The sequence below is a fragment of the Ditibartonella apis genome (assembly GCF_001952075.1).
GTDB classification, from domain to species: Bacteria; Pseudomonadota; Alphaproteobacteria; order Rhizobiales; family Rhizobiaceae; genus Bartonella; species Bartonella apis.
The window spans coordinates 26,124-38,509 of the sequence record NZ_LXYU01000002.1 but is presented as its reverse complement, the minus strand read 5'-3'; the positions used below and the strand labels follow the sequence as shown (position 1 = coordinate 38,509).

12 protein-coding genes are annotated in these 12,386 nt (G+C 46.2%); 9 read left to right on the top strand and 3 right to left on the bottom strand.

Annotation, left to right across the window (positions count from 1 at the left end):
• Window positions 1–125 precede the first annotated feature (125 nt).
• From PEB0122_RS04625 to PEB0122_RS04585, 9 genes are all read left to right on the top strand, one after another.
• The gene (locus PEB0122_RS04625; RefSeq protein WP_075869995.1) at window positions 126–455 is read left to right on the top strand and encodes an FtsB family cell division protein; all 330 of its coding nucleotides are present in this window, start codon (window positions 126–128) and stop codon (window positions 453–455) included.
• 129 nt (window positions 456–584) lie between these two features.
• A complete protein-coding gene (gene pdhA, locus PEB0122_RS04620; protein ID WP_075869994.1) occupies window positions 585–1,625 on the top strand; it encodes a pyruvate dehydrogenase (acetyl-transferring) E1 component subunit alpha in 1,041 nt (346 codons plus the stop codon).
• Between the two features lie 17 nt (window positions 1,626–1,642).
• Window positions 1,643–3,034 (top strand): pyruvate dehydrogenase complex E1 component subunit beta, encoded by a 1,392-nt coding sequence (locus PEB0122_RS04615; protein WP_075915799.1) that lies wholly within the window; start codon window positions 1,643–1,645, stop codon window positions 3,032–3,034.
• A 13-nt stretch (window positions 3,035–3,047) separates the two neighbouring features.
• Entirely contained in the window at window positions 3,048–4,433 is a 1,386-nt protein-coding gene (locus tag PEB0122_RS04610) for a pyruvate dehydrogenase complex dihydrolipoamide acetyltransferase (RefSeq protein WP_075915797.1), read from the top strand.
• 2 nt (window positions 4,434–4,435) lie between these two features.
• Window positions 4,436–5,077: an SGNH/GDSL hydrolase family protein gene (locus tag PEB0122_RS04605; protein ID WP_075869991.1), complete on the top strand. Its 642-nt coding sequence runs from the start codon at window positions 4,436–4,438 to the stop codon at window positions 5,075–5,077.
• Between the two features lie 26 nt (window positions 5,078–5,103).
• The gene (gene lpdA, locus PEB0122_RS04600) at window positions 5,104–6,564 is read left to right on the top strand and encodes a dihydrolipoyl dehydrogenase (RefSeq protein ID WP_075916246.1); all 1,461 of its coding nucleotides are present in this window, start codon (window positions 5,104–5,106) and stop codon (window positions 6,562–6,564) included.
• Between the two features lie 73 nt (window positions 6,565–6,637).
• Window positions 6,638–7,606: a lipoyl synthase gene (gene lipA, locus PEB0122_RS04595; RefSeq protein WP_075915795.1), complete on the top strand. Its 969-nt coding sequence runs from the start codon at window positions 6,638–6,640 to the stop codon at window positions 7,604–7,606.
• A 3-nt stretch (window positions 7,607–7,609) separates the two neighbouring features.
• Complete coding sequence (locus PEB0122_RS04590) at window positions 7,610–8,071, top strand: type II toxin-antitoxin system RatA family toxin (protein WP_075869989.1); 462 nt, start codon at window positions 7,610–7,612, stop codon at window positions 8,069–8,071.
• 189 nt (window positions 8,072–8,260) lie between these two features.
• The gene (locus tag PEB0122_RS04585) at window positions 8,261–9,613 is read left to right on the top strand and encodes a ferredoxin reductase family protein (RefSeq protein ID WP_075915793.1); all 1,353 of its coding nucleotides are present in this window, start codon (window positions 8,261–8,263) and stop codon (window positions 9,611–9,613) included.
• Window positions 9,614–10,040: 427 nt separating this feature from the next.
• Here the strand turns inward: PEB0122_RS04585 and PEB0122_RS04580 are convergent, their stop codons facing one another.
• The 3 genes from PEB0122_RS04580 to rirA form a co-directional block, all read right to left on the bottom strand.
• Window positions 10,041–10,535: a CinA family protein gene (locus tag PEB0122_RS04580; protein WP_075915791.1), complete on the bottom strand. Its 495-nt coding sequence runs from the start codon at window positions 10,533–10,535 to the stop codon at window positions 10,041–10,043.
• Window positions 10,532–11,785 carry a bifunctional 2-C-methyl-D-erythritol 4-phosphate cytidylyltransferase/2-C-methyl-D-erythritol 2,4-cyclodiphosphate synthase gene (locus PEB0122_RS04575; RefSeq protein WP_225867799.1) on the bottom strand — a complete coding sequence of 418 codons (1,254 nt, stop codon included), beginning with the start codon at window positions 11,783–11,785 and terminating at the stop codon, window positions 10,532–10,534. The genes PEB0122_RS04580 and PEB0122_RS04575 overlap by 4 nt, the downstream gene beginning before the upstream one ends.
• Window positions 11,786–11,846: 61 nt before the next feature.
• A complete protein-coding gene (rirA, locus tag PEB0122_RS04570; RefSeq protein WP_075869986.1) occupies window positions 11,847–12,305 on the bottom strand; it encodes an iron-responsive transcriptional regulator RirA in 459 nt (152 codons plus the stop codon).
• Window positions 12,306–12,386 lie beyond the last annotated feature (81 nt).

The window sequence follows — 12,386 nt, the reverse complement described above, 5'->3', positions numbered from 1 at the left end:
AAAAATCAACTGTCAAAAGCTTTTCGTCATTTTGTTTTTTAGGAATTTACCACTGCGGTAATCTATCTTTAATCAAAATCATGCATCAATGATCAAAGCTCTATAGGGACAGAAATACAAAAATGATGTGGACGAAACAGAAACGCAGATCAATCAAGGGCCGGTTTATATTGCCGCTCATGACAATTGGTGTGCTGAGCTATTTTGGCTATCACATCTATCACGGAGAATATGGATTGTATTCTCGCGTTAAAGTAGAACAGCATATAGATAGTCTCAATAGCGAGCTCAAATCCCTTGAAGAACAACGCAAGGGAATTGAAAAAAAGGTTTCGCTTTTAAAAGATGGGCATATCGAGCGCGATATGCTTGACGAATATGCCCGCAAAAACCTTAATCTTTCAAAGCCGAATGAATTTGTTATTCTGACTGGTCAAGGTGATCTGTCAAATTAGGAAAAATTCTGTTTATTTCTAAAAAACAATCAAATCAATATTTTACACAGAGTTTTGCAACCATTTATAGTGCTTGTAACTTTGGCGGGGAAAGCGTATTTTTTAAAACACCAATTAAGGGAGTTTAATATGGCAGCACGGGCTAAAAAAACTTCTGCGAAAAAGACGCAGACCGTATTAACCAATACCGCCAGATCACCTGAGCCGGCGGAATTTACCAAAGAAGAAGAACTTCAATTTTATCATGATATGCTTTTGATCCGACGGTTTGAAGAAAAAGCCGGTCAACTTTATGGTATGGGCGTTATCGGAGGTTTCTGCCATCTCTACATAGGGCAAGAAGCGGTAGTAACCGGTACTGTCAAAGCAATCAAACAAGGCGATCAGGTTATCACCTCCTATCGTGATCATGGGCATATGTTGGCAACAGGCATGAACCCTCGCGGCGTTATGGCTGAACTAGCAGGCCGCAAAGATGGCTTTTCCAAAGGGAAAGGCGGTTCCATGCATATGTTTTCCAAGGAAAAGAATTTTTTTGGCGGACATGGTATCGTTGGTGCACAGGTGCCGATAGGGACAGGATTGGCTTTTTCCAATAAATATCTTGGGCGGGATAATGTAACGCTTGTCTATTTCGGTGACGGAGCGGCCAATCAGGGGCAAGTCTATGAAAGCTTCAATATGGCTTCGCTTTGGAAACTACCCGTTGTCTATGTTATCGAAAATAACCAATATGCGATGGGTACGGCTGTTTCTCGTGCTTCTGCCGAAACCGATTTTTCGCGTCGTGGTCTGTCGTTTGAAATTCCTGGTTATGTTGTCGATGGTATGGATGTTTGCGCTGTAAAATCGGCAGCCGATGAGGCCGTGGCTTGGGCTCGTTCAGGAAAAGGACCTATTATTCTGGACATGCAGACTTACCGCTATCGTGGTCACTCAATGTCGGATCCGGCCAAATATCGCACGAAGGAAGAGGTCGAAAAAGTCAAGACCGAACATGATCCGATCAATCAGGTGAAGAACCGTTGTATTAAAAAGGGTTGGGCAACAGAAGACGAGCTGAAAGAAATTGACAAAAAGGTTCGTGCTGTCGTTGCAGATGCGGCAGATTTTGCTGAAAATGATCCCGAGCCGGATGTATCCGAGCTCTATACCGATGTTCTTCTTTAATAGCGAGGAAAGCGACTATGTCTATTGATATCTTGATGCCGGCGCTTTCGCCCACAATGGAAGAAGGCAAAATTTCTAAATGGGTCAAAAAAGAGGGCGATAAGGTTGAAGCTGGCGATGTTATTGCCGAAATCGAAACTGATAAAGCCACTATGGAAGTGGATGCAGCCGATGAAGGAACACTCGGCAAGATTCTTGTTCCCGAAGGAACAGAAGGCGTAAAGGTCAACACGCCTATTGCTGTTCTGCTTGAAGATGGTGAAACAGCGGCCGATATTAAAAACGCCGTTAATCCCGCAAAACAAGCGGCACCACAGGCACCACAAGCTGCGGCATCCGCACCTGTGGCTCCCTCTGCACCAGCCGCACCGAAGCCTGCAGAGTCGGTCGTTCAATCAGACCCTGATATTCCGGCAGGAACAGAAATGGTCAAAATGACCGTTCGCGAAGCTTTGAACGAAGCTTTGGCTGAAGAAATGCGTCGTGATGACAAGGTGTTCTTGATTGGTGAAGAAGTTGCTCAATATCAGGGCGCTTATAAGGTCAGTCAGGGACTGCTTGATGAATTCGGAGCACGCCGTGTCATTGATACGCCGATTACCGAACAGGGGTTTGCCGGCCTTGGCGTTGGTGCAGCTTTCGGTGGCTTGCGTCCGGTCGTTGAATTCATGACATTCAATTTTGCCATGCAAGCAATCGACCAGATTGTGAATTCCGCCGCCAAGACCCATTATATGTCCGGCGGGCAGATGCATGCCCCTATGGTTTTTCGTGGTCCGAATGGAGCGGCCGCTCGTGTTGGTGCCCAGCATTCCCAATGCTATGCATCATGGTACAGTCATGTGCCGGGCTTAAAGGTTATCATGCCTTATACAGCTGCCGATGCCAAAGGACTTTTGAAGGCAGCAATCCGTGATAACAATCCTGTCATCTTCCTTGAAAATGAATTGCTTTACGGTCATCAGTTCGACGTACCGAAGCTCGATGATTTTGTTTTGCCAATCGGTAAGGCCCGTATCCATAAAGCCGGTAACGATGTAACAATCGTCGGTATGGGTATGGGGATGAATTACGCGGTTGAAGCGCTGCCGGAATTTGAAAAACTCGGGATTGATGTCGAGTTGATAGATCTGAGAACTGTTCGTCCAATGGATTTGCCGACAATTATCGAATCGGTGAAGAAAACGGGCCGTCTGGTCACGATCGAAGAAGGTTTCCCACAATCATCTGTCGGAACCGAAATTGCTACACGCGTGATGCAGCAGGCGTTTGATTATCTTGATGCGCCGATTGCTACAATTGCAGGCAAGGATGTTCCTATGCCTTATGCTGCCAATCTCGAAAAACTTGCTTTGCCGAGCGTTGCCGAGGTTGTTGATGCCGTAAAATCTGTCACCTACAAAGCCTGAAGGAGAACGCACTATGGCTATAAAAATCACGATGCCGGCGCTTTCCCCGACAATGGAAGAAGGCACTTTGTCAAAGTGGGATATCAAAGAGGGCGACAAAGTCTCACCCGGTGATACTGTTGCCGAGATTGAAACAGATAAGGCAACGATGGAAGTCGATGCCGCTGACGAAGGCACGCTTGTAAAAATCGTCGTTCCGGCAGGGACACAAGGCGTAAAAGTGAATGCCTTGATCGGTATTCTCGCAGAAGACGGCGAAAGTGCCGAGGATGCCATCAAAGCGATTGAAGACGAAGAGAAAAAACAGCCTTCATCTTCTCCGGCACCGGCTCAGCCGACGACACCCGCTGCACCCGCAAAAGCAGATACAACCTTGGTTCAAGCTGCTAAAGCGTCTCCGGCTCCCAAACAAGCGACTCCCACTTCTTCCCAAGCACCGGGTACAGAAAAAGGCAACCGTATATTTGCCTCGCCATTGGCACGGCGGCTTGCCAAACAAAACGGGCTTCAATTGTCGCTTATTTCAGGCACCGGTCCGCATGGACGTATCATCAAGCGTGATATTGATAGTGCGCTTGCTAACGGTACCGGTAAGACCGCAACCAATGCAACGCAGCCCGCGCAATCTGCTACAACGGCCGAAAGCTCGTCTTCAGACGAATTGACAATGAAGCTTTTCAATACCGATGAATACGAAATCGTACCTCACGACGGTATGCGAAAGACCATTGCCAAACGTCTTGTTGAATCAAAACATACAGTTCCGCATTTTTATGTAACAATTGATTGCGAGATTGATGCATTGCTGAAATTGCGTGCAGAATTGAACGCAGCAGCTCCGATGGTTAAAACAAGTGCAGGCGAAAAACCGGCCTACAAACTTTCAGTCAATGATATGGTCATCAAGGCCACAGCATTGGCACTCAAGGCTGTGCCGGATGCCAATGTTTCTTGGCTTGATAGCGGGATGATGCGCCACAAATTTGTGGACGTGGGGGTTGCTGTTTCCATTCCGAACGGCTTGATTACGCCGATCATCAAACATGCTGAGGAAAAATCGCTTTCGACAATTTCCAATGCAATGAAAGATTTGGCAAAACGGGCGCGGGAACGCAAGTTGAAACCCGAGGAATATCAGGGCGGAACGACTGCGGTTTCCAATATGGGCATGTATGGTGTCAAGGATTTTTGTGCCATTATCAACCCGCCACATGCGACGATCTTTGCCATTGGGGCAGGTGAACAACGCGCTGTCGTTAAAAATGGTGCCTTGGCCATCGCAACGGTCATGTCGGTGACATTATCAACCGACCATCGCGCAGTAGACGGAGCATTGGCAGCCGAACTTGCACAGGCCTTCAAAAAGTTCATTGAAAACCCGATGAGCATGCTGGTGTAATAATGCGAAAAACTGTTCTGGCTTATGGAGATTCCCTGACATGGGGATTAAATCCGATAAACCAAACACGTTATACCAACGAAATTCGTTGGCCGCGTGTGCTGGAACAGCAATTCAACGGTTCGATTGAAGTTATCGAGGAAGCATTGTGCGGCCGCACAACCTGTTTCGATGATAAAACTTCAATCGACGACCGGAATGGCGCAGCAATCCTTCCGACAGTCTTGGGGTCACGGCATCCGCTCGATCTGGTGATCATAATGCTTGGCACTAATGACTTGAAAAAATTTGTTGCGGGTTCGGCAATGGCAGCATGTCTGGGCATGAAACGGCTTGTCAATATTGTCCGTTCCTATCCCTATATGTCGCAGACCGAACCGCCGGAAATTATTATTGTTTCTCCGCCCCATCTGGCGGAGACCATCCACCCTTTAAGTAGCGAGCGTTTCAGTGGTGCTATTGGAGAATCCAAAAAGCTTTCGATTTTTTATTCGGATCTTGCTGACGAGATGGAATGTGCCTTCTTCGATGCTGCATCTGTCGCAGTCGCGTCACCGCTGGATGGTGTTCATCTTGACGAAAACAACACAAAAGCAATTGGCAAAGGGCTTCAACCATTGGTACATGTCGTTCTCGGCCTTTAGTTCTATCTTTCCCCATGGAGGAAAAATTGGCAAATTCATATGATGTTATTGTTATCGGTTCTGGCCCTGGCGGATATGTTACCGCAATTCGTTCTGCTCAATTGGGCTTCAAGACTGCAATTGTCGAACGCGAACACCTTGGTGGTATTTGTTTGAATTGGGGATGTATTCCGACAAAAGCGCTGCTTAGAACCGCAGAAATCAAACATTTTAGCGAACACGCAAAAGATTACGGCCTGAAACTCAACGGTTCGATTGATGCAGACATCAAGGATGTCGTGCAACGCTCCCGCACTGTTTCTGCCCGCCTTAACGGCGGTGTCGGCTATTTGATGAAGAAAAACAAGATCGACGTTATCTGGGGTGAAGCAAAGCTCACCAAGGCAGCTTCCGGCGCCGGTCTTGGTGAAATTGTCGTCGGCAAAATCACCAAAAAAATTATGCAGCCACAAAACCCGATTCCGAAGGGCACTTTGGGCGAGGGGACATATCAGGCAAAACATATCATTGTAGCAACCGGTGCTCGCCCACGTACATTGCCAGGTATCGAACCGGACGGGAAACTGATTTGGACCTATTTTGAAGCGATGGTTCCTGAAACTATGCCAAAATCTATTGTCGTTATGGGGTCGGGCGCTATCGGAATTGAGTTCGCTTCCTTTTATCGTGATATGGGGGCGGAAGTCACGGTTGTGGAAATGATGCCGCAGATTATGCCAGTTGAAGATGCGGAGATTTCTGCATTTGCGCGTAAGCAATTGGAGAAAAAAGGCATCCGAATCCTTACCGAAGCAAAGGTTTCGAAAATCGAAAAAACGTCCAATTCTGTGACAGCTCACATTGATATAAATGGCAAAACCGAGACCGTTACTGCAGATCGTCTGATTTCTGCGGTGGGTGTGCAAGGCAATATAGAAAATATCGGGCTTGAAGCGTTAGGCGTGAAAACCGAACGTGGTTGTGTGGTAATTGACGAATGGGGACGCACCAACGTTCCCGGTATTTATGCTATCGGTGATGTTGCGGGTGCTCCTATGCTCGCCCATAAGGCTGAAGAAGAGGGCGTTATTTGCGTCGAGCATATTGCAGGCCTTGAAACAGCAGAACCTTTGGACAAGAGAAAGATTCCCGGTTGCACCTATTGCACACCGCAAGTTGCTTCCGTTGGATTGACCGAAGCAAAGGCGAAGGCCGCAGGCTATGACATAAGGGTCGGGCATTTTTCATTCTCGGCAAACGGCAAGGCAATTGCCATGGGGGAGGATCAGGGAATCGTCAAAACCATATTTGACCGAAAAACCGGCCAGTTGCTTGGTGCGCACATGGTAGGAGCAGAAGTAACCGAGCTGATTGAAGGTTTTGTGGTTGCGATGAATCTTGAAACCACAGAAGAAGAGCTGATGCATACAGTCTTTCCTCATCCGACGCTTTCGGAAATGATGAAGGAAAGTGTCCTTGATGCTTATGGTCAGGTTTTGAACGCCTGACGAGCATCAAGATGTGAATTGCATTCTTGTTGCTTATACTCCATATGAGGGGAGAAAGAGCGTGAGGTACTAAATGGTTACCGTTGTTGACACTTTATCGCAGAAACGGGTCCGGCATCCGGAAAAAGCCAATCGACCAGATTCAGAGGTTTTAAAAAAGCCTGATTGGATCAGGGTGAAAGCGCCGTCATTGCGTGGGCAATATGCCGAAACCCGTCATATTGTGCGTGATAACAATCTGGTGACAGTTTGCGAAGAAGCTGGATGCCCGAATGTAGGCGAATGCTGGACGCAAAGGCACGCAAGTTTTATGATTTTAGGGGCAATATGCACCCGTGCATGTGCCTTTTGTAATGTTGCAACCGGTATACCTCTTCCTGTCGATAAGGATGAACCTGAACGCGTTGCAGATGCAGTCAGACAAATGGCGCTTAAGCATGTGGTTATCACCTCTGTTGATCGTGATGATCTTCCCGATGGTGGTGCCCAGCATTATGCCGATGTCATTCATGCAATCAGAAGAAAGTCACCTGGTACCACCATTGAAATCCTCACACCTGATTTCCGTCATAAAGAGGGCGCTCTTGAAACTGTGGTTGCGGCCAAGCCGGATGTATTTAACCATAATCTTGAAACTGTGCCGTCAAAATACCTGACGGTGCGTCCGGGTGCGCGCTATTTCCACTCGATCAGACTATTGCAGCGGGTCAAGGAGCTTGATCCATCAATCTTTACAAAGTCCGGTATTATGGTCGGACTTGGTGAAGAACGGAATGAAGTTCTTCAATTGATGGACGATTTGCGTTCGGCCGATGTTGATTTTATGACCATTGGCCAATATTTGCAGCCGACGCGTAAACATCATCCTGTTATCCGCTTTGTTACGCCGGAAGAATTCAAATCCTATGCCATTATCGGCAAAACCAAGGGTTTCCTTCATATGTCTTCAAGTCCGCTAACCCGTTCATCACACCATGCGGGCGAGGATTTTGAAGCCCTGAGAAAAGCGCGGGCGGAAAAGCTTGCCCATGAACGCGGATAAAGAATGCCGAAATTCAATACTAACCGGAAAGTTCAGCATACCGATCTTGAGATGTTTAATCTCGTTTCGGATGTTGAACGATATCCCGAATTTTTGCCAATGTGTGAATCCCTCAACGTTCGCTCGAGCGAAGAGAAGGGGAATAAAACCCTGCTTACTGCCGATATGACAGTTGGCTATAAAATGATCAGGGAAACTTTCACGACGCAGGTTCTGCTGGATAAAGAAGAGCGACGTATTGATGTCCGTTATATTGACGGGCCATTCCGCTACCTTGAAAATCGCTGGATATTCAAGCCCCTTGACGATGGCAAATCATGCGAAGTCGAATTTTATATTGATTACGAGTTTAAAAGCCGGATGCTTGGCATGCTTATGGGCGCTATGTTCGATATAGCATTCAAACGTTTTACAGAAGCATTCGAGATGCGGGCAGACAAGATTTATGGGGCTCAACAAGCCTGAAGCCGGTTTGTTTGCAGCTTTTGTAATTTGATTTTTAATAAGTTTTGAAAATAGTTTTACAAAATGTAATTTTAAACTGGATAAAAATAAGAAAGTTTGATGAAATCAATATATTAAATATGTTTAAGTTTTAATTTTATCAGTTCCATTCTATCTTTTGGTAAAACAGAAGACAGGTAATGGCTCTTGATGAGAAATTTGAAGATTTCGTATTTTGTATTCATTTTTATTTGTATCGCGGTTTGGTTGGCAGCCGGCGAATTCTACGGTATCAATAATGGTTATTTTGCGTTCAGGCGAGAAGCTATCCAACTCACAGGTCTTCTTGCCTTTGTGGCAATGACTATGGACGTGGTGATCGCCTGTCGTCTTAGAGTGATAGATGATGCATTGGGCGGGCTAGATAAAGCCTATCGGCTTCATAAATGGCTCGGCATTACTGCATTGGTAACGGCTGTCGGGCATTTTCTTCTCACCAAGGGTACAAAATGGGCCGTCGGCTGGGGATGGCTTGTAAAGCCTGTTCGTCAACATGTCGATATAGCCAATTTGCCTCAGAAAGTCGGGCTTGAATATGTTTTTTCCATCTTTAGAAAAAATGCAGAAGTTTTCGGGGAATGGGCTTTTTATATAGCGGTCGTTTTGTGTCTTGTTGCGTTGATAAAGCTTATTCCTTACCGGTTTTTTGCTCATGTCCATACAATTTTTGCAGCGGTATATCTTGTTTTAGTGTTTCATGCGATTGTGTTGACAAAATTTGCCTATTGGGGCGAGCCATTCGGTTTTCTGGTAGGTGTTTCATCAGTTTTCGGTTCGGTTGCTGCACTTACAGTCTTGCTCAGACGGTTTGGCTTTGGCCGGCACATTGCGGCGATAGTCACGGACTATGCGATTGATAAAGCCAATGATGCAGTACGCTTGACTTTAAAAGTTTCCAATAAATGGGCTGGTCACAAAAGTGGACAATTCGCATTTGTTACATTGGATAAAGGCGAAGGCGCACATCCTTTCACAATAGCTTCCCATTGGAATCCGCAAAAACCCTTTTTGACGTTTTTTGTGAAAGATTTGGGGGACTACACTGATAAACTCGCAAAACAGAATCTAACCGGTAGGATAGCGCGCATTGACGGGCCTTACGGGAAATTTTGCTTTAGCGACGACAAATCACACGAACAAATATGGATTGGCGCAGGCATAGGAATTACGCCATTTCTTGCAAGACTTGACGAGTTGGCTTCATCAAAGAAAAGCAATAAAACGCAAATTGACTTTGTTTATGTTGTGCAGGCGATCAGTGAAAGCGAAAAACAAAAGCTTGCAAAATTGGCGCAATCGTCTGGTGTCAGATTGAAAATTTGGCTAACGCCTGAAGAGGGAAGGTTCAATGGAACCTTGTTGAGGCAGCTGTTTGTGAACTGGAAACAATCATCAATATGGTTTTGCGGGCCTATAAAATTCGGTGAAACGCTGGAAGATGACATGGTTAAAAGTGGCTTTGCCCGTCAGCATTTTCATAGGGAATTATTTCAACTGCGATAGGTTCAATAGCTCCAAAAGGTTGAATAATTTTATCGTCAAAACGGGTCAACCTTGATCATGAAAGCCATTAAATTGGATAGTTCAAGGTTGTTCCTCTTTCCGATTTTAAGGCTCTATCGGGATGGCCTGTATAAAACCCAGTAACTTTAACTCCTGCCAAAGGGGAGTGCGGAGCTATTGTCATTATTTTACAGGCGAAAAAATCGGCAACAAATATAAATTGAGCCAAGCTTGTTTCATCAGTACCGGTATTTGATTTCCTCCGGTTCGGTTTAAATTTCTCGAGGAGGTTTGATCGTAACCGGCGTTTGGTAATCAATCTCAATCGCAAATTGCGATTAAAGCTAAGGAAGGTAGTGACTTCCGTACCAAACTGAAAATCGTGCTGGCCGCTTGGTGAACTTGACATACAGCAATCATCAAAATGCTAAACTCTGTTGATTGCCTCAAGAACGAGGTCCAATGCCCGTTCAACAGTTGCATGACGAACGTTTTCGCGACCAAGATCACCAAAACGGGCTTCAAAATGAAGTGTCGGCTTATTCGTCAAAGCAACAGCCATATGGACAAGCCCTACCGGCTTTTCGGCGCTGCCGCCACCCGGACCCGCGACACCTGTTACCGAAACAGCAATATCGGCACTTGAGTGTTTGACACCGCCTTCGGCCATTGCAATCGCGACTTGCTTCGACACGGCACCAAATGCTTTGATCATATCGGAAGGCACAGCGACAAGCCTATTTTTTGCTTCGTTGGAATAGGTAATGAAGCCACATTCCACAACGTCGGACGAGCCTGCAATATCGGTCAGGCTGCCGATGATCAAACCGCCCGTGCAGGATTCCACAGTTGCGAGTTTCAAATGGTGTAAACGGCAGGCTTCAAGAACTTTTGTTGCCTTGGCTTCAGCAATAAGTGTCATTCTGGAACACTCCCCGGATAGATAACTGTCGCAGTTGCGATCGCAGCAATTCCTTCTTTGCGCCCGACAAATCCTAATTTTTCGTTGGTTGTGGCTTTGACCGAAATACGGTCGGCGGATATGCCGAGCATATCCATGAGTTTTTCGGTCATTTCCTTGCGGTGTGGACCAACTTTCGGCGCTTCTGCAATCAGCGTAATATCCACATTGGCGATGCGCCCTTTGGATTCTTTTATAATGGATACAGCATGACGCACAAAAATGTCTGACGAGACACCCTTCCATTGCGGGTCGGAAGGAGGAAAATGTGTACCGATATCTCCCGCACCCCGTGTGGCAAGCAATGCATCCGTCAAAGCGTGAAGAGCAACGTCGGCATCGGAATGGCCACTCAATTTCTTTTCATAAGCAATTTTTACGCCGCAAAGCGTCACTCCATCACCCGGTTCGAATGGATGAACATCATATCCGTTACCGGTGCGAACATCCGGAAATGGGAAAGAAGCGGAGGTCTGATTTTCCTGATTTGTCATAGCTTCCCTTTTCATACGCAATTCGGCAATAGCAAGATCGGCAGGCCAGGTAATTTTCATATTTTCACTGCTGCCAGTGACAAGTTTTATACCGAACCCCGCCCATTCCGCCAAGGCACAATCGTCGGTGAAACCGGTTAATCCTTGTTGCGCGGCTTCTTCATGCAACGCTAAAATTTTTAGAAAAGGAAACGCTTGTGGCGTTTGCGCCCCGAAGAGATGATCGCGCGGCACTGTCTCGACAACTATACCGTTATCATCGGCACGTTTAAGTGTATCGGAAACGGCTACAGCAGGTAAGATTCCGAAATCTTGAGACAGCGCATCATTAATCCGTTCAAGAAGCGAATGTGAAACAAAAGGCCGTGCACCGTCATGAATAAATACATATTGAGGTTTGTTGGCTTCGCTCAAAGCATTCAATGCGCGGAGACCGCAAAGGGTCGATATCTGTCGTGTGCTTCCGCCATGAACAATAGTAATATGGTTTGCCAAATCGCCAATTGCTTTATGACAAAGCATTTCGTCATCGTGATGGATGACCAATATGATGGTTGAAAAGACCCCGCTATCAAGAAAACGCTTGAGCGTATGAAAAATGATTGCGTGACCGCCGAGCGGTCGATATTGTTTGGGGCCATTTTCGGGCGAACCAATGCGTTCACCTCTACCAGCGGCTAATATGATGGCTGCGTTGGATATGATGCGCCCCTTCACACACGACTATGACAACAAAACATGAAATTATAACGACAATACATGAAATGAAAACCAAATATCAGTTCAATACTTTCACGTTTTCATCATGCTCATGGATACCGAGACGCTCCCTGAAGGTTGGTCGTTGCAAATCAGCTATAGAAGTTGCCTTCAACACATCGAAAAAAGCTTTTAACGCCTTGCTCAAGGTTGCATTAAGACCGCACGAATTCACCAACGGACATTCGATGGCGCCATTTTCGAAACATTCTGCCATTGCAAAATTTTCTTCAGTGACTTTCACAACGTCGGAAACAAAAATCTGGTCTGCAGGTTTGGCAAGTTTGACACCACCGTTCCTTCCGCGCACCGTCTGCATCAAGCCGGCTTCCACCAGCGGGTGGAGAATCTTGAATAAAAACAGCTCAGATACCGAATAGGCCTTAGCTATTTCCGGCACGCGGCTCAGTTCGCCTTCGTTAGCTGCGCAATACATCAACATCCGGATGGCATAATTCGTCTGTTTTGTGAGCCGCATTTCCGATCCTTTCAGTTTAAAGATATCTCTCTATAATTTAGAACGATTCTTAAAAATGTGAAGATGTTTTCTTTACTTTTT

Coding starts and splice junctions, on each gene's coding strand:
- PEB0122_RS04625 (WP_075869995.1), top strand. CDS start 126: ATGTGGACGAAACAGAAACGCAGATCAATCAAGGGCCGGTTTATATTG.
- pdhA (WP_075869994.1), top strand. CDS start 585: ATGGCAGCACGGGCTAAAAAAACTTCTGCGAAAAAGACGCAGACCGTA.
- PEB0122_RS04615 (WP_075915799.1), top strand. CDS start 1,643: ATGTCTATTGATATCTTGATGCCGGCGCTTTCGCCCACAATGGAAGAA.
- PEB0122_RS04610 (WP_075915797.1), top strand. CDS start 3,048: ATGGCTATAAAAATCACGATGCCGGCGCTTTCCCCGACAATGGAAGAA.
- PEB0122_RS04605 (WP_075869991.1), top strand. CDS start 4,436: ATGCGAAAAACTGTTCTGGCTTATGGAGATTCCCTGACATGGGGATTA.
- lipA (WP_075915795.1), top strand. CDS start 6,638: ATGGTTACCGTTGTTGACACTTTATCGCAGAAACGGGTCCGGCATCCG.
- PEB0122_RS04590 (WP_075869989.1), top strand. CDS start 7,610: ATGCCGAAATTCAATACTAACCGGAAAGTTCAGCATACCGATCTTGAG.
- PEB0122_RS04585 (WP_075915793.1), top strand. CDS start 8,261: ATGAGAAATTTGAAGATTTCGTATTTTGTATTCATTTTTATTTGTATC.
- PEB0122_RS04580 (WP_075915791.1), bottom strand. CDS start 10,535: ATGACACTTATTGCTGAAGCCAAGGCAACAAAAGTTCTTGAAGCCTGC.
- rirA (WP_075869986.1), bottom strand. CDS start 12,305: ATGCGGCTCACAAAACAGACGAATTATGCCATCCGGATGTTGATGTAT.